The following is a 22,694-nucleotide window of genomic DNA, read 5'->3' as shown; positions in this document are numbered from 1 at the left end:
GTGGTCCTCACCGATAGAACCGTCAGGCTTGGCCCCCGCGACATTAAAGTAACGAAGAGGAACATACTTGATGCCGTAGGCTTGGTCTGACCACTTCATGATGGTTTCCATCATAAGCTTGCTTTCACCGTAAGGATTGATTGGCTTTTGTGGTGTGATTTCAAGGATTGGTATTTCCTCAGGAATACCATAAGTTGCAGCTGTTGATGAAAAGACAATGTATTTAACATCACATTCGTTCATGACTTCAAGCAACTTCACCATACCAGCAGTGTTATTGTCGAAATACTTAAGTGGCTTTTCCATAGACTCAGCCACAAGTGAGTAGGCCGCAAAGTGAATAACGGCATCGACATCAGGATTTTCTTTGAAGACCTTTCTCATAAAATCTTGATCAGAAAGATCGCCTTGATAGAAAATAGCATCTGGATGTACGGCAGCACGGTGACCAGTCACCAAGTTATCCACGACAACGACTTTTTCTTGCCCCGCTTCAACCAAACGGTCCACCATGTGAGAACCGATATAACCAGCCCCACCTAATACTAAAATTGCCATTTCTTATCTCCTTTCTTCAGAAAAACAATTAATCAGCTAAATTTACAAAATCTACAAATGCTTTAAACTGATCCAAGCCTTCACTATTAGTCTTATAAACACCTGCATCTTCTAGTACACGAGCAAAGATATCTGCAACAGATTGTCGAACAACTTCTGTCACTTCCTCAGCCGTAACATTCGGATTTTGAGCTTTGAGTTCATCTGCCCATTCTTGGTGAATTGGAGCAACTTGGTTACCTTGACCTAATAGATAATCTTCAACATCTTTAAGTTCTGTTTTCAAACGAGGTGGAAGAATGGCTAATCCCATAACTTCAATCAAACCAATGTTTTCTTTCTTAATATGTTGAACATCTTTATGTGGGTGGTAGATACCGTCTGGATGTTCTTCAGAAGTTTGATTGTCACGAAGAACCAAATCCAATTCAAATTTACCGTCTTTTCTACGAGCAATTGGGGTAATGGTGTGGTGAGGTTGTCCATCAGACTCAGCCAAGACCCCAGCTTTTTCGTCTGAATAACCACGCCAGCAATTTAGGATTTTAGTTGCAAGATCGATAAGTCTTTCCTTGTCTTCACTTCTTAGACGAAGAACAGACATAGGCCAATTAACGATGCCAGCCTCAACATCAGAGTAACCATCAAAGCTAACTTTTTCTTTAATGCCTGCTACTTCCATTGGGAAGGTATGGCGACCACCTTGATAGTGTTCATGTGTAAGAATTGAACCACCTACAATTGGAAGATCGGCATTTGAACCTGCGAAGTAACCAGGGAATGCTTCAACAATTGTTAGGAGACGGCCAAACGTCAATGGACTGATGTGCATTGGTTCGTGCTTACCATAAAAGAAGATAGAATGTTCGTTAAAGTAGGCATAAGGCGAGTATTGGAAGCCCCAGTCATTTCCTTCCATTTGGAAACGAATAACACGGTGATTACTACGTGCTGGGTGATTAATGCGACCCAAATAACCTTCATTTTCCATACAAAGTTGACACTTAGGATAATCGGAAGCTACCGCATTCTTAGCAGCTGCAATAGCCTTAGGATCTTTTTCAGGTTTTGAAAGGTTAATCGTAATTTCCAAGTCACCGTATTTAGTTGGTGCTTTATAAGCAATATTTTGTGCAATGGCTTTGACTTTCACATAATCATTTCGTTTACTTTGTGCATAAAAGTCAGCAATTGCTTGCTCTGGGTTAGATTTATAAGTACCCCAGAAGTTACGATTGACAACGCTCGGTCTTGGTGTAATTAAGTCCATGAGTTGAGCACCGATGATATCTTGTTCTTCGTTAAGTTCACCTACAGAACCAGCTTTAACACCTGCTTGAAGCAACTGGTCTTTAAGGTCAATCAATTCAGAGCTATCTGTTTCAACATCAGCAACTCCTTCTCCAACCAAAGTAAAAACTTTGTTTGTCAAATAGATACGGTCCAATTCCTCATAATCACTATTTTCAATAACCAGAGTTACAAAAGTGTTTACTAAATTTTCAGCCATAATCTCTACTTCTTTCTCATTAATCAAGTACTCGTGAGCTGCCAGCTACTTCAGCGATATAGAAGCTTGGTGCATAACCAACGACTTCTTCATAACGTTGACCAACTGCTTTTTTAAAGTCTTCAACTTTGTCTTTATTTACAAGTGCAATGGCACATCCACCGAAACCAGCTCCTGTCATGCGGGCTCCTAATACTCCTTCTTGTTCCCAAGCTATGTGTGCCAAAGTATCAAGTTCAAGACCTGTAACTTCGTAATCATGTTCCAATGACACATGAGAAGCATTCATAAGGCGTCCAAAGCCTTCCAAATCTCCTGCTTCAAGAGCTTTACGAGCTTGAAGTGTACGTTGATTTTCAAGAACTGCATGGCGTGCACGTTTGATACGGTTTTCGTCTTTAATCAAGTAGCTGTATGCGTCAAATGTCCAGAGGTCTAATTCACCGAGAGTTTGGATATCCAATTTTTCTTGTAGTTCAGATACTGCTGTTTCACATTCAGCACGACGTTCATTGTATTTAGAATCAGCCAATTCACGACGTTTGTTAGTGTTCATGATGACTACGACATTATCCTTGAGGTCAAGGGGTACCAAGTCATACTCTAGAGTATTTGTGTCCAAGTAAATCGCACGTTGATCAGCTCCCATACCAATAGCGAATTGGTCCATGATACCAGAGTTAACGCCAATAAAGTCATTTTCCGTTTGTTTACCGATTTTAACCAAGTCAAGGCGTTCCAATTTAAGGTCAAATAGTTTTTCAGCAATAACACCAATCAATAATTCCAAAGATGATGATGATGACAAACCTGAGCCGTTTGGAATGTTACCATAAATGTAAATATCCATACCTGAATCAATCGTATGCCCAGCTTCTTGCAAGAAATGAAGAACACCTTTTGGATAGTTTGTCCAGTTGTGTTCTTTTTCAAAACGAAGATTTTCAAGTGGCACTTCGATGATTCCCTTCTCTTCAAAGTTACCTGAGAAGAAACGCAAAACTTTGTCATCACGTTTGCGGGCCGCTCCGTAAGTACCTAAGGTAATAGCTGCTGGAAACACATGACCACCGTTGTAGTCAGTATGCTCACCAATCAAATTAATACGACCTGGTGAAAAGAAAGTATGATCTGCTTCTACACCAAAAACTTCTTTAAACTTTTCTCTTAACTGTGACGTCTTCATAGGATGTACCTCGCTTATTCTTTTATTTACACTGGAATTGTAATCCCTTTCACATGAAAAATCAATATTTTTACTATTTTTTTAGTAAAATATAGGTAAAAAAGAAAAGTTATGTTATACTGAAATATGAGGAGGCTACTATGGCTACATTAACAGATATCGCAAACTTAGCGGGTGTATCTATTTCAACTGTTTCACGTGTTCTTAATAAAGATGAAACTCTTTCCGTAACAGAGGATACTAGACATCGTATATTAACTATCGCTGATGAAATCGGATATACTAAACACAAAACAATTAATAATTCAAAAAAAGAAAAGTATCAAGTGGCAATTATTCAATGGGTTAGTGAAGAACACGAGTTAGATGACATCTACTATTATAATATTAGACTTGGTATTGAAAAAAGAGCCTATGAACTAGACTACGAGATGCTTCGCTTTTTCAACGACATTCCTTCAAGTCTAGGAGAGGAGGTCGTTGGTGTACTCTGTATCGGAAAATTTAGTCGTGAACAAATTGCGAAACTAGAAAGACTAAAAAAGACTCTGGTCTTTGTTGATAGTGATACTCTTAATCAAGGACATCCATGTGTTACTACTGATTTTGAAAACTCCGTACAATCGGCACTCTGTTATCTTAAAGAACAAGGTTGTAATAATATAGGCCTACTCATTGGGCAAGAAAAAACAACGGATGCAACTGAAATCATCTCTGATCCTCGTTTACGTTCTTATCGGAACTACTGTATGGAAAAGGGAATCTATGACCCTCTTTTTATTCTGACTGGTGACTTCACTGTCCAATCTGGCTATGAACTTCTTGCTTCTAAGATTAAGAGTGGAGCTACTTTACCTGATGCTTACTTTGCGGCTAGTGATAGTCTAGCTATTGGTGCACTCAGAGCACTTCAGGAAAATGGTATCAAGGTCCCTGACGACATTCAAATTATCTCTTTTAACGATACAACTCTAGCTAAACAAGTGTATCCTCCACTTTCTAGTGTCACTGTCTATACAGAAGAAATGGGACGAACAGCTATGGATATTCTCAATAAACAATTCTTAGCACCTCGAAAAATACCAACACTTACTAAACTAGGAACAAAATTAACATTAAGAAACAGTACAAAATAGGTAAATCATATCTTCACTATTTTCTACGATTTTGAGATCATAATTACAATATTCAGATAAATGATACCTTTTACTCCAATGTCTAGTTTTTTAGAGATAAAGATTTGAACCATAAACCTGAATAGGAAAATAACATACATAAATTGATTTAAACTAGAGATTTTCATAGAATAACAAACACTAATGAAATTCTCTATTTTTGAACTAAAGTTCAGTGTAAAAAGCGTACGCAAAACCACCACCTTACTGTACTGACCCCCAAAAATTAGACAATTAATTTAAGCAAAGGATTTAGTTCTGTATTGCACAGGATTGAGTCCTTTTAGTTTTATCTTAATTCATTTGTTGTAGTAATCAATATAGTCTACAATAACTTGTTCCAATTGCTCAAGCGACTTAAACGTCTTCTCATAACCATAAAACATCTCAGACTTCAGAATGCCAAAGAAGGATTCCATCATGCCATTGTCTGAACTATTTCCCTTACGTGACATAGACGGTTGGATTCCTTTCCCTTCTAAAAAATGATGATAGAAATCGTGTTGATATTGCCATCCCTGGTCACTATGGATAAAGATTATAAGCAATAAGTTCACTATTGAAACCATCTAAAACGAGTGATAAATAGAATTTTTGGCTACTTGCTGGAATGTTAAATTCTGTCAAATCTGTATAGCGCTTTTCCATTGTTTTAGATGCTTCGAACTGGCGTTGAATGAGATTCTCTACTTTCTTATCAACCTCTCCTTGATATGAAGAATACTTGCGTCTACGACGAATTAGAGCGGTTAGACCAAGAACTCTCATCAGACGTTAGACCTTCTTATGGTTCACTACAAAACCACAATTCCTCAATTCATATATTTGACTTTTATCTTCATAACTCAATTTCATAATAAAAGCACCCCAAAAGTTAGATCTTTTCCGTCTAACTTTTTGGGGTGCAATTCATTTTCGCCAAAGGGAATTCTTTCATCTATTATTTGAAAATAGAACTTGTGAAACTATCTGTCTCTTGTAGGAGTTTCTTATAGACAGCTTCTTTGAGTTTCGTCGTATGACTTGTTGACACAGATTTATTACCCTTATTATCTGTTTTAATAGTTGCAGCATCTTTTGCTACTGCAGCTTTAAACAAGGCTAATAAATCATCGTAAGAGCTTACTGTTGTGCCGTCAATTGCAACTGTCGTCAAACCATGTGACGCTTTGTCTTTCACTTCTTTGAAATAGGCTTTCTTGAAGGCTTCTAGTGAGTTGAACTGACCATCAGAAATCTTGCTAATGATAAAGTCGTCTCCAAGGGTGGCCTTACCAGCCGCTTTTGCTTCTTGTTTATACTTGTTAGTCGCATAACCTAGGAAGCCTTTTTCATAGCCATAGTAACCCCAGAGTCTGAAGGTATTATGCTTGAAGGACATAGCTCCTGGAGAACCCTCGCTGGTATTACCACCATAAATAGCAGACATCATAGGGACATTGACATAGGCAGAAGAGAAATCATCTGGTTTATAGACACCATTACCAGGTCCACGATTGGTCATAAAGTTATTATCTACAAGGTCATCAATAGAAGTCAAGTTAATAGCCTTTTCACTATCACTTAGAGAACGAACCTGGTCGTATTGATTTTTACTATTACCTCGTAACTGTTTATCTACCTTCTTGAACCATGCGTTATTGAGGTCCTGATTTCCTTGACTGAGGACTGCTTCCCCTTCAAGTGAGTCAAGAAGCATAAGGGTATCGTTGTAGCCCTTCATGTAACGGTCAATCGCCTCACGTGAGTTCAACTTGTTTGGATTAGTGTTGTACCACTGATTACCGTCGTTTTCTCTTTCAAAGGCCATGTTCAGTCCTAAGGCGCCGTATTCACCTTGATGCCCCTGAGTAGCTGGTGATTGAAGAAGACCTTGGGCATAAGCTTCAACGTCTGTTCCTTCACGACGACCATAATCTCCAAAGTAGGCAATACGGTCATTGAGGTGGGTCGTTTCATGCGTGAAGGCCGAAGCACCGTACTCACTAATCATGTTAGACATGACGTAAGTAACCTTGGCACGATTATCATATGGATTGTCATAGATAGCAGCATAGGCACCAGCCATGGCTCCATTGTCTCCATAATACTCACCAACTGGACCATAGATTTCACGAATTGGCGCATAGACTTCCGTACTGTTCTTGAATTGGCCGTAACGCTCTGGCCAACCTGGCCAACCATGACCCCAGACATAGAAACCTTCCCAGACAGGATTGACAATATCTTTGAACAACCTGTTTTTAACTTTGTCTGTAGCCAATCTATGCCAGAAATCAAGATAGTTGATTTGACGTTGGGCAGCTAAATCAATCTCAGGTTTCAGTTTTTCAAGAGTCGTATTGTACTTGTTAGCTGTTCCATAAGACATGGTGTCATAGGTTGAAATCAAGAACATCTCTGTCTTATCAAGATTCAATAATGGTAGAATCATTTTTCTGTGTAGACCACGTGTTAAGTTATCGTAAGCACGATACTTGTGCTCACCGACACCTTCGTTTTGTGAAGCTTTCTCTACAACATAGACCTTGTCCTTAGTGGCATCGATAAACCAATCATTCATATTGTCGATAGTGGTAAAGAGTTTTCGGTTGTAATTAAGGAAGTCGTTTAAATCTCCAGATTTAGTATATTTTGCGAGAACTTCACCAAAGGCATCGTATGTTCTTGAACCACTGATATTATTTTCTTTAGAGCCAATCTCAATCAAACGGTCGAGGACATCCACATTTTTACCATAGAAATCTGGTTTGAAGAGCATGATTTCTTTGATATTAACATCATCAAACTTCACACCGTAATAACGATTCAAGTAGGTCAAGCCTAGCAAGAGGGCTGCTTTATTTTTTTCGACCTTGTCAAGAATCATTTGTTGGGCAGCAGATGATTGATTAAGTTGATGGTCTTCATTTTGAACCAGCTTAGTCACAAGGTTCGTCAAATTAGTCTTAACAGCGTCAAAGCTTTCTTCCAAGAAGAGGTTCTTGATAGCATTGACCTTATTTGGACCTGTACGACCAAGTTTTTGGTAAATTGGGTCAGACTGCAACTCAATTGGTTTCAGGATATCAACGATTCCATTGATAAGGCTCGAGTGATCTTTTTGAACGATATTTGGAGTGTACTTAATACCCAAATCAGAAACAGTATATTCCTTAACGTTGCTCAACCCTTCTGAACTCTCTGAAAGCTTGAAGTAGTCTTTGCCACCATCAGCATAGTGAACAATAATCTTGTTAGCAGCGCTTAAGTCTGTGACAAAATTACTGTCTTTCATCGGTGTCACTGAGAGCACCTCTTTGGTATTCAAGTTATGGTCTTTAGCCAGTTTATTGGCTTGGTAGACAATATAATCCTTGTTATAGAATGGTTGAAGTTTCTCAATATTCTTGTAAGCCTTGTTATATTCAGGCTTATAGTCTTGAATATTGGCAAAATCTGCTTGACTAGAAACATTGTTAAGAGTATTTAACTCGTAAGGCTCGCTAACAAATGTATCAGCTGTAATCTTGTAACCTTCAACACGCTTGTCGGCTTCTTCCTTAGTCAAATGTTTGAGTTTTTTAGGACTCTTGGTATCTTTACCAGTGCCATCTTCGGCGGAGCTGTAACCGATAACACCAAAGAGGTCTTTGATGTACGGACCACCATCTTCATCATTGACATCATTAGAAGCAAAGATTTCTTGACCTTTGATAACCTTGGCATAGGTCACGTTGTCTTGAACAGCACCGTAAGGCCATGTCTTGGCAACAATACCACCAACATTTCTTGTGTTTTTAACATCAAGAACACCCTTGGCTACTGAGTTGGTCACCCTAGCCTTAGTTCCTGACTTCCAGCTGTTAAGCATGTAAGTAACAAATGGCACCAGCATACTTGCGTTGGCATTTTGAGCTGTAATAGTCGCATCCACATAGGCTCTATTAACGAATCCCATGTAGTTTGAACCAGCAATCCCACCAACTGTCGAGTTATTACCGACAGAGTTGATTTTACCGATAAAGGCGACATTTTCAATCTTGCCATCTTCATCAATCTTATTGACGATACCTGCCACGTCATTGTTACCAGTCACCGAACCAGTCACCTTAACATCTTCAATCAGACCTTTGTTTTTAAGGTTAAATCCAACTGTCGCTATTTGATTCTGACCAGGGCGATTGATATCTACATTTTCAAAGTTGATATTCTTGATAGTTCCGCCATTGATGACATTAAACAATGGATGCTCCAAATCATAGATGGCAAAGCGTTTGTCACCATCACTGAGCAACTTACCAGTAAATTCAGTCGTGATATATGATTTGCCATTTGGAACGATATGGCGAGCACTCATGCTTTGGCCAAGTCTAAACTCACCTGATGGATTAGCCTGAATGGCATTGACCAACTCAGCAAAATCATAGTAAACATTGGCTTGACTGGCCTTCGGTTTCTCAATGTAATAGCTATAAGTCTTCGCAAAATGGTTTTGGGCATCACGTTGCACCAAATTATCCGCTTCTGCAGTTACCTTATAAACCGCCTTGCCATCAACTGTTGTTTCTTCGATGGCTTTCACTGCCAAATAAGTGGTCTTCTGATCCGCAGAAGTCATCTTCAAGTAGTAATTCGTGAGATCCTGAGGCACAGCTGTCAGACGAGTCTCATCCACTTCTGTTTGATTGTCATACTTAATCAAATCTGTACGTGCAAAATCTTTAAGCTCAACCTTCTTGAGATCCAGTTGGATAGTTTGGTCTGCCAAAACCTGACTCTCCTCACCGTTGCCACGATCAAAGGTCATGGTTGTCGTAAGGGTATAAGGCTTGTAATAGGCTAAGTTGGTTAAGTCAGCAGTCAAAGTCGTGCTAGGAACATCAAGCGTTTGGACAACTTGTCCATCTTGCTTAAGGACCGCTTTAATAGTCGTGATAGCTGCTGAACCTGGATTAGTCAAGTTGTAGCTGAGTTTAGCACTGCGACCCAAGTCATCCTTGTCAACCTGTGTCAGTGTAAGAACTGGTTTTTCAGATATCTTGGTCCCTTTGCGAACGATACGATCTTGGACGGGAACTAGCACTGTTTCAGTAACAGTTGGTTCTTCAGCAGTCTTACTACCCTTAAAGGTCTTATAAATCTTGGTAATTTTATTTTGTCCTTTTTGTCCTTCTTGGACAACCTGCACAACGCCTTTCTCAAGTGTATCATCTTCTTGGACAATTTCTTTAAATGGAAGCTCTACAATAGACTCTTCAGTCGTTGTCCCATCTAGAGGCTTGCTGCCACGACGGATTTTTCTAGGTTGTGGCACCTCAATAACCTTACCTGACACAATAGTCGGCTCACCAATCTTAACACCATCAATGGTTTGGTAAACTTTATGGATTTCTTGGCTACCTTTTTGGCCCTCTTGATCAACAACTTCTTCATCCACATATTTGTTATCATCAGTAATAACTTCGATAGGATAATCAATGGCTTGCGTTTCAGTCTCTGTGATACTTCCGACAACTGGGGTATGAACAGGATTCTCAGCTTGGACAAGAGCCTCACCTTCGTTGCCTGGTTCTTGAGTCCCTTTAGCTTCAAGGTTGTCTGTATACTCTGGGGATTCCGGTTGAACAGTGGCCTCACCTTCATGACCTGATTCTTGCGTGCCATTAGCACTGATCGATCCAGTGTACTCTGGGGTTGCTGGTTGAACAAGAGATTCCCCTTCGTGACCTACTTCTTGCGTGCCATTAGCACTAATTGGACCTGTATACTCTGGGGATTCCGGTTGAACAAGAGATTCACCTTCATGACCTGATTCTTGTGTTCCGTTAGCACTAATTGGACCTGTATACTCTGGAGATTCCGGTTGAACAAGAGATTCACCTTCATGACCGGCTTCTTGTGTGCCATTAGCACTAATTGGACCTGTATACTCTGGGACTGCTGGTTGAACAAGAGATTTGCCTTCATGACCTGATTCTTGTGTGCCATCGGTACTGATCGATCCAGTGTATTCTGGGACTGCTGGTTGGACAAGAGATTTGCCTTCATGACCTGATTCTTGTGTGCCATTAGCACTGATTGAGTCCGTATACTCTGGGACTGCTGGTTGGACAAGAGATTTGCCTTCATGACCTGATTCTTGTGTGCCATCAGTACTGATCGATCCAGTGTACTCTGGGACTGATGGTTGAACAAGAACTTCACCTTCGTGACCTGCTTCCTGAGTTCCTTTTTCCCAACTTATTTCTTTATCTATTTCATACCGGCTTTCTGTGTTTCTATCTTCTCTTGATGGCTCAAGTCCTTTCAAAGCATTCTCCAAAGGTTGTTCAAGCTCAGGCTTAGATGAGTAACGCAGATAACCGACATACTCATAACCATCAATGGTAATAACACCCTTAGCTAGGTCCGCCTCATCTGAGACAGCTAGATTCCGATTATAAGCCTGCAACTCCTTATTTTGCAAAGCAAGAACCTCAAGAGGGATAAGTAAGCTTTGCCCAGCTGCTCCAATCAAGACCAATCCAATAATCTTTTTGCGATGTTTTTTTGAAAATAGGAGCACAGCCAAAGTTGCTGTCGTCAGTCCTAAACCTGTTGCCGCCCAGTCAGAACTGCCTGTCTTAGGAAGAGTAGCTTGACTGTCTCCCTTACGTTTATAAACCAGATAAAAAGTATCATCATTTTGATATGCCTTTGGAATAGCATGAACCACTTGCTTTTGCTCTTCGGCTGTCAATTCATTTTCAGTAACATAGGCCAGATGTATCGATGAATCCGTAGTAACCTGATCCGCCGAAACTGGCTTAGACACGAAAAGACCACCTGCTATTAAGAATGTTCCAATAGCAGCTGGTCCAACACCAACTGACAACTTACGAATAGCGTATTTTGTCACTTTTTCAACAACATGATTTGCTTGTTTCATTCATAAACTTCCTATTTGTTAATCATTGTACCTTAAAGGCACGTCAAAAATAAAGACATTATCGGATAAACACGCACTTTATGCATCTATTAACCTTCTTCAGAGGTCTATCATATCCTTTTTTTAATGTTTAGGCAAGTATTTTCTCTAATTTTTAATCAATATAAATAATTGTTTAGCGACCATACTTTTCTTTCATGAAAACATCTAAAACCTTTTCATGTAAATAACTACAAAGACTCTAACATTTGTAAAAATATTCTCTTGAAATTCAAGCTACTAACAATCCAAAAATAAAACAATTGATTTAATCTCTTTTATTTTACTTTTTATCTAATACTTTAATGTAAGTGAAGATCATCTTTCAATAGACACAAAAAAGCCCCACTACTGGCACTGCACCCCAATAATGGGACAAAAAAAACCTTATGCGACCAGCTTTCTGTACTCTACAGGAGATTGGTCATTTAATTTCTGTTGAATCCTAGTTTCATTATAAAATATGATGTAATTTTTAACAATATCTATTATACTATCTTTAGTTAGGTTTCTTCACTTATAGAGATGGAAGGTTTCAGATTTGAGAACAGAATGGAACCATTCGATACAGGCTAGCTTAGCTTCTACTGAATATGCTTTTTTGACCATAACAAAAACACTCCTGTTTCTAGTTTACCAGAATTCAACAAGAGTGTTTTCTTGTGTCTCATTTTATGGATGCAGTGCCTTCAATCGCTGACCTATCTGGAGGGCAAAAAGGAAAACTAATCCTACTGCATGTAGTCTTAGAAAGCCCTCAACTTCTAATCTTAGATGAACCAACCAAAAATTTTTCACCCACCTCACAATCCCAAGTCCGACAGCTCTTCAAGAACTATCCAGGTGCAACTCTTACAGTATCACATGATGTCAACTACCTCAGACAAGTTTGCTAAAAGATATATCGCCTGGACGCACACGGTATAGAAGAAGTTGAGATTTAAGAAATCAAATCTGTTGTTTTTATAAGAAAAGTCTCAAAAGAAACCTTTTCTTCATATGCAAAAAAGAACTCAGGCAAAACCTGAGTTCTTTTAATGTTAATCAATTTCAAGACCACCAGTATAGAGTCGGTAGTAGGTACCACCTTGTTCCATAAGGGTATCATGATCACCACGTTCAATGATACGTCCATGATCCATAACCATGATAACGTCAGAGTTAACGATGGTTGAAAGACGGTGGGCGATAACGAAGACCGTACGCCCTTCCATAAGTCGGTCCATCCCCTCTTGTACCATTTTTTCAGTACGAGAGTCAATCGAAGATGTCGCTTCATCAAGGATGAGAACCAGTGCATTGGCAAGAGCAGCACGCGCAATGGCAATCAGCTGACGTTGTCCGTTAGACAAGCCTGCGCCATCATCTGTAAGAACAGTGTCGTAACCATTGTCCAAATGTTCCACAAAGGAATCCACGTTAGCAATACGAGCAGCTTCAAGAATTTCCTCGCGAGTCGCATCCGCACGGCCGTAGGCAATATTTTCAGCGATAGTCCCTGTGAAGAGATGTGTATCTTGAAGTACGATACCAAGTGATCGACGAAGAGAATCTTTTTCAATCAGCTTCACATCGATACCATCATAAGTAATCACACCAGATTGGATGTCGTAGAAACGATTGATCAAGTTAGTAATCGTCGTCTTACCTGCACCCGTCGCACCAACAAAGGCAACCTTTTGTCCCTTGTCTGCATAAAGATTAACGTCATGAAGGATTTGTTTCTTACCATCGTAAGAGAAATCAACGTCTTGGAAGACCACATTTCCGACCAACTCGGCCAACTCGTAGTCGCCATTTGGACGTGGGTGCTTCCAAGCCCAGTGGTTGGTTTTCTTGTCTGTCACAACCATTTGACCGTCTACCAATTCGTAGTTGACCAAAGTGACCTTACCTTGGTCAACTTCTTCTGCTTCATCCAACAGGTCAAAGATACGGTCTGCACCAGCAAGTGCCATAAGAACAAAGTTAAGTTGTTGAGACACCTGAGTAATAGGACCATTGAAGGAGCGGTTCAATTGCAGGAAGGCCATGAGGCCACCGATAGTCAAACCACCGACACCATTGAGGGCAAAGACCCCACCAACCAAGGCAGTCAAAACAAAGGAAACATTTCCTAAGTTCCCAAGAATGGGCATGAGAACATTAGCATAGCGATTGGCCAAGTATGATGATTGGAAAAGTTGTTCATTAATCTTATCAAAGTCAGCCATGCTTTCTTCTTCATGAACAAAAGCTTTAACTACCTTTTGACCTGACATCATTTCTTCGATAAAACCATTCTCAATCCCTAGGTTCTTTTGTTGTTCACCGAAGTAACGGCCTGATTTGGCGGATACATTTTTAATAACCATAAACATGATACCTACCATGATCAGAACCACGATAAAAAGGAGAGGACTCACGGTAAGCATGGTTACTGTCACACCGATAATGGTAATGGCTGTTTGTAGCAACTGTGGAATAGATTGTTCAATGGCCTGACGGAGGGCATCGATGTCGTTGGTATAGATTGACATGATGTCACCGTGTTTATGAGTGTCAAAGTAACGAACAGGGAGCTTTTGCATACGAGCAAAGAGCTGATTACGAAGGGAACGTAGGGAATCTTGTGAAATCGTCGCCATGAGGAGAGAAGCCACATAGTTGGCAACCACACCGATAAGACAAAAGACCCCAACTGAAGTCAAGAAACGTAACAATGGCCCAAAGTCATGGCTATCCGATTTGAGCATGGGTTGAACGTAAACGTCCACCAAGGACTGAATTGAAGCCGTCAAATTAACCGTTGACAAAGAAGCTACAACGATAAGGACAAAAGAGATACTAAGTGAAAGCTTGTAGTCTTGCCACAAAAAGCGTAGCAGTCGTGCTAGTGAGCCCCAGCTGGCTTTTTTCTTATTCTGCATCTGCTACTCCTTTCCCTTGTGTTTGCATCTTGTAAACCTCACGATATATGGCATTATTAGCCACCAAGTCGTCATGCGTACCAATAGCATCGATACGACCGTCATCCATAACAACGATACGGTCCGCATCTTGAATAGATGAAATCCGTTGACCAATAATGATTTTAGTCGTTTCCTTAAGACTTGACGTAAAACCTTGACGAATCAAACTATCTGTCTTAGTATCAACCGCTGATGTTGAATCATCCAGAATTAAAATTTTCGGATTCATGAGGAGGGCACGTGCGATACAAAGACGTTGACGTTGTCCCCCTGAGACATTGGCTCCACCACGTTCAATCTTGGTGTTATAGCCATCCTTAAACTCTTGGATAAATTCATCAGCTTGGGCAATCTTACAAGCTTCAATGATTTCCTCATCTGTCGCCTGTTTATTTCCCCAACGCATATTTTCCTTAATGGTTCCTGAAAAAAGGACATTGGTTTGAAGAACCATGGCAACTTGCTTACGCAAGCTATCCAAATCATAATCCTTAACATCGTGATCAGCAACCTTAACTTGACCTGCTTCCACATCATAAAGGCGAGGAATAAGCTGAACCAAGCTTGATTTACCCGAACCCGTTCCACCAAGGATACCAATAACTTCACCAGACTTAATATCAAGCGTAATATCTTTGAGAACATGGGTCTTATCACCATTTTCATCAGTATATGAGAAATCCACATGATCAAAACTGATAGAACCATCTGCGACTTCTGTTAAACCATTTTCAGGTGAAACAATGGTGGCTTCAGTGCTAAGAACTTCATCAATACGTTCAACAGATGCTGTTGAGATAGACAACATGACAAAGATCATCATAAACATCATGAGTGACATGAGAATGGTCATGGTGTAACTGAACATCGAAGTCAATTCCCCTGTAGTTAAGCTACCACCAACGATGAGATGGGCACCAAACCAGGAAATCATAAGGAAGGACGCATACATAGACAACATCATAGCTGGGTTAGACATGATAACTACACGAATGGCACGCATAAACATTTTGTAAATACGACGTGAGGCCTTCTTGAACTTATCTGTCTCTTCCTGTTCCTTAACGTAGGATTTCACCACACGCATGTTGGTGATATTTTCCTTGATACTGTTGTTAAGGTTGTCATAAGCCTCAAATACTTGAGTAAATAGAGGGTATACGATTTTGGTAATAACAGCCAAAACCAGACCAAGGAAGAGTGTTACACCAACGAAAATCCAAGCCATCTGACTATTGATGAGGAAACTAGCAGTAATGGCAAAAATCAGGTTGAGTGGGGCACGCACACAGATGCGGATAATCATTTGATAAGAGTTCTGCACGTTGGTAACATCAGTCATCATACGCGTCACCAAACCACCAGCTGAGAACTTATCAATATTTTCAAAAGAGAAAGTTTGAACCTTCTTGAAAATGGCCTGACGTAGATTCTTGGCAAATCCAGCAGAGGCAAAGGCTGCGTAGCGTGCTGACTGCATACCGCAGAAAAGCGACAGGAAGGCGCAGACCAACATGAGGCCACCATAGAGCCAAATGTTAGACATGTTAGATTGCTGGACACCTTTGTCCAAAAGATTGGCCATGACAAAGGGAATGGAAATCTCAAACATAACTTCTAGCGTCATGAAGAGGGACGCTAGGATTGAGGGTTTCTTGTATTCCTTTATCTGGGCGATCAGGGTTTGAAACATAATTACCTCCGTTTTTTATTCTTTTTTTGATATTTTTCTTTTTGATGCTTTCTTAAGTGATGGCGGACATCAGCGACCGACTCAGTCGTTCCATGACTAGTTATCGAGCCAAAGTCTCGATAACTCCGCTTCCTATAACTGCTTCTGCAGTTATAGGAATATCATCACGGTGAAAGCATCGCTGTTGGGCAGAGCGAACTGTCGAATCGCGAGCAATTCGAACAAGTGCAAATGGATTCCGGATGAGCCCTACCACGACGAAAAATATCGTCTGCTCTAGGCAGAGAGAAACTTAAAACCAAGAGTCTTATTGCTCATGCTTTATTTATAAAAGAACGGCTAGACCCTTTTTGAGAGCATACAAAAGCCCCTGAGGGCAGACCCTAGGGATTTTTTCGTTCTCATATATATGTCATTAGTATAGGTTAAATTGAGTAAAATTGCAAGCACAATATCATTTCACTAACATTTGTAAGTATTTTATGATATTTGATAAAAATATCGCTCTAAATCCTGCTCATTTTTCAAAAAATTATCATAAATGTTCGTAAATTAAAACTAAACGTAGCAGAAATTTGTTTTCTGTCCCTATTTATAATAGACTATCACTAACATTAGATGAAAAGGTGACTCTATGACTATAAATCAACTGCTTCAAAAGCTGGAGCCTACTAGCCCTATCCTTCAAGCTAACTTTGGAATTGAACGCGAAAGTCTTCGTGTCGATAGACAGGGAAAATTAGCACATACGCCTCACCCTTCCTGTCTAGGGGCTCGTAGTTTCCATCCCTATATTCAAACAGATTTTTGCGAGTTTCAGATGGAACTCATCACACCAGTTGCTAAATCTACCACTGAGGCTCGTCGATTTCTTGGAGCCATTACCGATGTAGCTGGACGTTCCATCAGTAAAGATGAACTTCTCTGGCCCTTGTCCATGCCTCCTCGTATTAAGGCCCAAGAAATCCAAGTCGCCCAACTGGAAAATGAATTCGAACGCCATTATCGTAACTATTTGGCTGAAAAATACGGAACTAAACTACAAGCTATCTCAGGTATCCACTATAATATGGAACTAGGGGAGGATTTGGTTGAGGCCCTATTCCAAGAAAGTGACCAGATTGATATAATTACTTTCAAAAACGCCCTCTATCTTAAGCTGGCTCAGAACTATTTGCGCTATCGTTGGGTGATTACCTATCTCTTTGGTGCTGCACCTGTTGCTGAGCAAGGCTTCTTCGACCAAGAAGTGCCAGAACTCGTGCGTTCCTTCCGAAACAGCGACCATGGTTATGTCAATAAGGAAGAAATCCAAGTATCCTTTGCAAGCCTAGAAGACTATGTCTCTGCCATCGAACGCTATATCGAACAAGGAGATTTGATTGCGGAGAAGGAATTTTACTCAGCTGTTCGTTTCCGTGGACAAAAGGTTAATCGTTCCTTCCTTGACAAGGGAATCACCTACCTAGAGTTCCGTAATTTCGATCTTAACCCTTTTGAGCGTATCGGAATTAGCAAAGATACCATGGATACGGTTCACTTGCTCCTTTTGGCTTTCCTATGGCTAGATGCCCCTGAAAATGTTGACCAAGCTCTTACTCAAGGTCACGCGCTAAATGAGAAAATCGCCCTCTCTCATCCTTTAGAACCTCTACCTTCTGAAGCTGAAACTCAGAACATTACGACAGCTCTGGACCAACTGGTGCAACATTTTGGGCTTGGTGATTATCATCAAGGTTTGGTCAAACAAGTGAAAGATGCCTTTGCGGATCCTAGTCAGACACTAGCTGCTCAACTACTTCCTCATATCAAAGACAAGTCCCTTGCTGACTTTGCCCTCGACAAGGCTCTTGCCTATCACGATTACGACTGGACTGCCCACTATGCCCTTAAGGGTTATGAGGAGATGGAACTTTCTACTCAGATGTTGCTCTTTGATGCCATTCAAAAAGGGATTCATTTTGAAATCCTAGATGAGCAGGATCAATTCCTTAAACTCTTGCATAAAGATCATGTTGAGTACGTCAAAAATGGTAACATGACCTCAAAAGACAACTATGTAGTACCTCTTGCCATGGCTAATAAAACCGTGACCAAAAAAATCCTGGCTGATGCTGGTTTCCCTGTTCCCGCTGGCGACGAATTTACCAGTCTGGAACAAGGTCTAGCTTATTATCCTCTTATCAAGGACAAGCAAATTGTAGTCAAACCAAAATCAACCAACTTTGGTCTGGGAATTTCCATTTTCCAAGAACCTGCTAGTCTTGACAACTATCAAAAAGCCCTTGAAATTGCTTTCGCAGAAGATACCGCTGTCCTTGTTGAAGAATTTATTCCAGGAACCGAATACCGTTTCTTCATTCTAGATGGGCGTTGTGAGGCTGTCCTCCTTCGTGTCGCTGCCAATGTTGTCGGTGATGGCAAACACACCATTCGTGAATTAGTCGCTCAGAAAAATGCCAACCCATTGCGAGGCCGTGATCACCGATCACCACTGGAAATCATTGAGCTAGGAGACATCGAACAACTGATGTTGACTCAGCAAGGTTATGCACCTGATGATATTCTCCCAGAAGGGAAAAAGGTCAATCTCCGCCGTAACTCTAACATCTCTACAGGTGGCGACTCTATTGATGTCACTGAGACTATGGATTCCTCTTACCAAGAACTTGCTGCAGCTATGGCGACTAGCATGGGGGCCTGGGCTTGCGGGGTTGACCTCATCATTCCAGATAAAACTCAGCCTGCTAGCAAGGAAAAACCTCATTGCACTTGTATCGAGCTCAACTTTAACCCTTCTATGTATATGCACACCTACTGTGCTGAAGGCCCTGGACAAGCTATTACTCCAAAAATCCTAGACAAGCTTTTTCCAGAAGTTGCCACAAGTCAAACCTAAAACCTAATTCTTAGGAACAAACAAATCACCTTTATCTCAAGATAAAGGTGATTTTGCTTTATTAACCAAACTCTCCTGCTTCTTCCTCAGGATGCGTTTCCATGTACTGGATGTGCTCTATATAGGCATCTTGAGCCTGGTTGAAGGCTTCCTGATCACTATATGGATAATCTATATAAAATAGGTCCCGCCAGCCATTAAAGGTTTGGCTATTGTAAAAACCTTGAATCTTAGTCGGAAGGAAATCCTTGTTGTAGCTGATGCGCAACTTAAGCAAGTCCTTGTCTTGAAACTGAGTGATGATACTGTTGGAGGTTTCTTGACCTTCCAGACTAGACCAAACGTTATGCAGAACAATGTCCTGACTATAGTGATTAGCCTTGATGCGATTTTTGTCCACTGGGAGCTTCTGGGTGGCCTCTAAAAGGTAGGACACCTCGCCCTGAAAATAAACCTCAATGGTCAAATCTCCAAGGCTGGAGCCATATAACAGGCCATCCTTAATAGCAATGTTTGATCCAAAAAGTCTTTGGCCAGCCACATCAAAGGACATCCCTTCATCCTGCCCGTAGAGCTTGATGGCATAAGCATCCCTTACACGATAGAAATTTTTAGCAATAAGAACATTATCTAGGGTCTCAGTCTTTTTTGGCTCCACCTTGGGGCTTGTAGGTTTCTTGGTAAAAGCTGTCAAACCCATTGAGCACAAGATTAGAACGAATATAATCAAGGTAAGCATTGTAGACCTGGAGCCGGTCTTCAGCTTTAACTTGTCTCCATGTTTCAAGGTCTTTCAAGCCTCCTTTTTTAACAATATCAGCATAGCGCCCACCGTTTAAGACATTCTTGGCATTTTTCCACTTTCTTACCATCTTGCGTCTAATCGCATTGTCAGCAGGGTGACGAACGTCAAGATAGGTATGGCTATTATTGAGATAGGCCGGTAAGTCAGCATTCAAGCCCTTAGACAGCCCATAGTTAGCAGAATCCGTATCGGCAATGTCAGCACCATCTTCAATCTTATAATGCTTAGGATTAGAGTCGATGCTACCGTCTTTCCTTTTCTTGTAGACATTCCACTCAGAAACAAATCTCCCCGTATCCATATTGACAATAAACTCAATAAAGCGAGAATTGCTAACTCCGTAAGGGCCCATAACACTGGTCTGAGGTAGCTGAATTTTCATGTTCTGCGGATAGGTAAAGTCTCCCAAGCTTCGATTATGGTAGGAGGCACCTGTCGTGTAATCCAAATGAATCTTCTTATCCTTGCTGTAAGCCAGAAGCTTGTCCAAATCAGTCTTGCCCTTGTAGTTGGTCCTAATATAGTCCATAGACTGCTTATCAATCCAAGACCTAAAAAGATGGAGCTTGATACCTAAGTCATCCACCCCAAGCCCTAGATCCGTCTGATAGGTCTCCATAATAGCCTCACGGAAGTAACTGTAAAAGGGACTGGTTGGCTCTAGTTTCTTGGAAAATTTATAACCTGACTTCCCTAATTGAAGGAACTGATACTTATCTACATAAACCTGCATGTGAGTCATAACCAAATTGAGCTTGTCGCGATTAGGCAGTTTAGAAGCTTGGAAAAAGGCTGTATAGGTATCTGAGCCCACTTCCTTACTTTCTTGATCGATTTTTTGCAGAACCTTATCCAACTGGTTCAAAGAAGTCTTCTTCATCTTACTTCTGACCTGAGCAACATAGGCCGGTTTAATACCTTGATCCCAGTGATCACGAGTTATAATAGAATCTACCTTTTGCGAAATTAAGGTCAACCGTTTCTGATAAGTCTCAGCTTCCAAAGCCAGTTTCAAAGCCTTTGACGGAGTCGCTTCAACCACGGATAAATCACCATAAATATCGGCCTTAAGGACAAGATTTACCTGCATATCATAAGAATGATTAATATGGAGAGCTAGACGAATCTTCCCGTTTTCCTGCCTAACTGACAGGGGATCGAGTTGATAGGATTGAATGACCCCAGCTCGACTCAGAGCCAGTTTGTCTAGATTTTCAAGAGAATCCTGATAAATATAGGAAATCTCGGGATCATTGACCTTTGTGACCAAGTATTGGTTTTGATGCCGATCAAAAACCACAAGACCAAGTATGAGGATTACAGTCAGAGCACTTGCCAAGTACTGTAAAATTACTTTCTTCATAGTACTTCCATTATAGCATAGGAGGACAAAATATTCTGAAAACGATTGGCAAAAGCTGAAAACAAATGAAAAACAGGCCAAATAGTACCTGTTTAACTCAATTTTTTATAAATCACTCAAGCAACGATGTTTAATACTGAAGTCAAAATAAGCATTTTCCTGAAGCTTATAAAATATCTCTCTGTAGGCTTCTTCGTCAAAGTGATCTCCACGATAGAGAATCTCAAAACTCAAACCCTCATACTCCAAGAAAGCATTGGACGTCTTGAAACCATTACGCTTATAGAAATCCCAACGCGCCGCTCGTTGCTCTGGATTGTCATTGGGTTCATCCAAACGCTCAACTTCTAAAACCATAGAACGTGATGGTCCATAAAAGTCCACCAGTTTATCAATAATCTCACTTCCGTAGCCATGACTCCGCATTTGAGGGACAATGGCGAAGAAGCTCACATAAAAAACTTTGGCATTGTAAAGAACTGAGGCAAAGCCAACAAAATCATCTTCATCGTAAAAGGCAAAGAAATGATAATCATCACGGCCATCTAGTTGTAAGAACTCACTCAAAGGAATACGTTCTTCTTCTGGAAAAGCCTCGTTGTTTAATCGCTCTACCCTATCTAAGTCTGGAAACTCCTTGGTAATTAATTGGCTACGTAAAGCCATAAATTCCCCCCCTTTTTAATGCTCATACCTATAGGTCATTATAACATTCTAGAAGACGGTTGCAAGTTTCGAGAACTAAGGTTGGGATAAAGAATTGCTGTAATATCTTTCACACGACGGCGAGCTTCCAATGTTGGGTAATCCAACTCATATTCTTCAGGAATTTCAACATCCCAAAGACGAAGGTTGTTAATCACACCATTTTGGTAACCAATTTGTGGCACATCGTAAGGCACAGCGCGAAGAACTTGAGCGTTCTTATAAGTTGGAACGAAGCGACCTTCTTCATTGCTTTCAAGGACAACATCACCGAAGAGTTTCACATCAACGATATCATGGTCTTTACGTATTTCCCAAACATTCCCTGTTGAGCCAAACCAACTATCTGGCAATTCAACTTGATAACCATCAACAATACGTTGTTTGAAAAGTCCATAACGGTAACGAAGACCATTACCAAAACCTGGGTAACCAGTATTCGCAAGTGAGTCCATGAAGGCAGCAGCCAAACGACCAAGACCACCATTACCAAGTGCCATGTCATGCTCAGCTTCTACTACTTCACGGAAGTCGATATCAAGTTCTGCGAAACCTTCTTTAACAAGGTCAAGAATACCTAGGTTGAGGAGGTTAGTTTCCAACATACGACCTGGAAGGAATTCGATTGAGAAGTAGAAAGCAATCTTTTCTTGATTGTCTGAAAGTGCATGCTTACGTTCAATCCATGTGTCAGTGTAATACTTACGAATCAAACCAGCCAAGGCTGTGAAGATTTCGGTTGGTGTAGCCTTAGCTACTCTAATCAACTGTTCTTGGTGGAGCGTATCTTTAAAATCACGGATAAATTGTCCTTTTGTTAAATTTTCGAATTGCATAGAAATCCTTTCTTATACTTCTATACCTTTGATAGACATCTTATAGGGTAAATAATAGGATAAG

The 22,694-nt window shown here is 40.6% G+C and carries 13 protein-coding genes and 3 pseudogenes; 3 read left to right on the top strand and 13 right to left on the bottom strand.

Annotation, left to right across the window (positions count from 1 at the left end; genetic code table 11):
* The 3 genes from HMPREF9425_RS03010 to HMPREF9425_RS03000 form a co-directional block, all read right to left on the bottom strand.
* Nucleotides 1–558: NAD-dependent epimerase/dehydratase family protein (locus HMPREF9425_RS03010; protein ID WP_003096658.1), on the bottom strand; the 558-nt coding region annotated here is incomplete at its 3' end.
* A 28-nt stretch (nt 559–586) separates the two neighbouring features.
* Nucleotides 587–2,068, bottom strand: a complete 1,482-nt coding sequence (gene galT / locus HMPREF9425_RS03005; RefSeq protein WP_037621383.1) for a UDP-glucose--hexose-1-phosphate uridylyltransferase — start codon at nt 2,066–2,068, stop codon at nt 587–589.
* A 19-nt stretch (nt 2,069–2,087) separates the two neighbouring features.
* On the bottom strand, nt 2,088–3,254 hold the full coding sequence (locus HMPREF9425_RS03000; protein ID WP_003096649.1) for a galactokinase: 1,167 nt from the start codon (nt 3,252–3,254) through the stop codon (nt 2,088–2,090).
* Between the two features lie 140 nt (nt 3,255–3,394).
* Here HMPREF9425_RS03000 and HMPREF9425_RS02995 point away from each other — a divergent pair, with 140 nt between their 5' ends.
* Entirely contained in the window at nt 3,395–4,390 is a 996-nt protein-coding gene (locus tag HMPREF9425_RS02995) for a LacI family DNA-binding transcriptional regulator (RefSeq protein WP_003094466.1), read from the top strand.
* Nucleotides 4,391–4,728: 338 nt separating this feature from the next.
* Here HMPREF9425_RS02995 and HMPREF9425_RS10205 read toward each other — a convergent pair.
* From HMPREF9425_RS10205 to HMPREF9425_RS10660, 3 genes and pseudogenes are all read right to left on the bottom strand, one after another.
* Nucleotides 4,729–5,251 (bottom strand): annotated as a pseudogene (locus tag HMPREF9425_RS10205) (IS3 family transposase); the annotation flags it as partial.
* Between the two features lie 118 nt (nt 5,252–5,369).
* A complete protein-coding gene (locus tag HMPREF9425_RS02980; RefSeq protein WP_003096646.1) occupies nt 5,370–11,339 on the bottom strand; it encodes a ZmpA/ZmpB/ZmpC family metallo-endopeptidase in 5,970 nt (1,989 codons plus the stop codon).
* Between the two features lie 426 nt (nt 11,340–11,765).
* A complete protein-coding gene (locus HMPREF9425_RS10660) occupies nt 11,766–11,861 on the bottom strand; it encodes an IS3 family transposase (RefSeq protein WP_367657404.1) in 96 nt (31 codons plus the stop codon).
* Between the two features lie 209 nt (nt 11,862–12,070).
* Between HMPREF9425_RS10660 and HMPREF9425_RS09265 the strand changes: the two are divergent.
* A pseudogene (locus HMPREF9425_RS09265) lies at nt 12,071–12,274 on the top strand (ATP-binding cassette domain-containing protein); the annotation flags it as partial.
* Nucleotides 12,275–12,418: 144 nt separating this feature from the next.
* Here HMPREF9425_RS09265 and HMPREF9425_RS02970 read toward each other — a convergent pair.
* From HMPREF9425_RS02970 to HMPREF9425_RS09695, 3 genes are all read right to left on the bottom strand, one after another.
* Nucleotides 12,419–14,287, bottom strand: coding sequence for an ABC transporter ATP-binding protein (locus HMPREF9425_RS02970; protein WP_003096644.1), 1,869 nt, complete (start codon nt 14,285–14,287; stop codon nt 12,419–12,421).
* A complete protein-coding gene (locus tag HMPREF9425_RS02965) occupies nt 14,277–16,022 on the bottom strand; it encodes an ABC transporter ATP-binding protein (protein WP_003096642.1) in 1,746 nt (581 codons plus the stop codon). The genes HMPREF9425_RS02970 and HMPREF9425_RS02965 overlap by 11 nt, the downstream gene beginning before the upstream one ends.
* A gap of 100 nt (nt 16,023–16,122) precedes the next feature.
* A complete protein-coding gene (locus HMPREF9425_RS09695) occupies nt 16,123–16,278 on the bottom strand; it encodes a hypothetical protein (RefSeq protein ID WP_155809855.1) in 156 nt (51 codons plus the stop codon).
* A gap of 378 nt (nt 16,279–16,656) precedes the next feature.
* Between HMPREF9425_RS09695 and gshAB the strand changes: the two genes are divergently transcribed.
* Nucleotides 16,657–18,921 (top strand): bifunctional glutamate--cysteine ligase GshA/glutathione synthetase GshB, encoded by a 2,265-nt coding sequence (gene gshAB / locus HMPREF9425_RS02960; protein WP_003096640.1) that lies wholly within the window; start codon nt 16,657–16,659, stop codon nt 18,919–18,921.
* Between the two features lie 61 nt (nt 18,922–18,982).
* On the opposite strand, the gene HMPREF9425_RS02955 is transcribed toward gshAB, so the two are convergent.
* From HMPREF9425_RS02955 to HMPREF9425_RS02940, 4 genes and pseudogenes are all read right to left on the bottom strand, one after another.
* Nucleotides 18,983–19,579, bottom strand: coding sequence for a hypothetical protein (locus HMPREF9425_RS02955; RefSeq protein WP_003096638.1), 597 nt, complete (start codon nt 19,577–19,579; stop codon nt 18,983–18,985).
* Entirely contained in the window at nt 19,560–21,089 is a 1,530-nt protein-coding gene (locus HMPREF9425_RS02950) for a DUF1310 family protein (RefSeq protein WP_003096636.1), read from the bottom strand. The genes HMPREF9425_RS02955 and HMPREF9425_RS02950 overlap by 20 nt, the downstream gene beginning before the upstream one ends.
* Before the next feature lie 105 nt (nt 21,090–21,194).
* On the bottom strand, nt 21,195–21,755 hold the full coding sequence (locus HMPREF9425_RS02945; RefSeq protein WP_003094559.1) for a GNAT family N-acetyltransferase: 561 nt from the start codon (nt 21,753–21,755) through the stop codon (nt 21,195–21,197).
* Nucleotides 21,756–21,826: 71 nt separating this feature from the next.
* Nucleotides 21,827–22,630: pseudogene (locus tag HMPREF9425_RS02940) on the bottom strand (glycogen/starch/alpha-glucan phosphorylase); the annotation flags it as partial.
* Between the last annotated feature and the right edge of the window lie 64 nt (nt 22,631–22,694).

It is taken from the genome of Streptococcus vestibularis ATCC 49124, assembly GCF_000188295.1.
Classification (GTDB): Bacteria; Bacillota; Bacilli; order Lactobacillales; family Streptococcaceae; genus Streptococcus; species Streptococcus vestibularis.
This window is presented reverse-complemented; position numbering and strand designations above follow the sequence as displayed.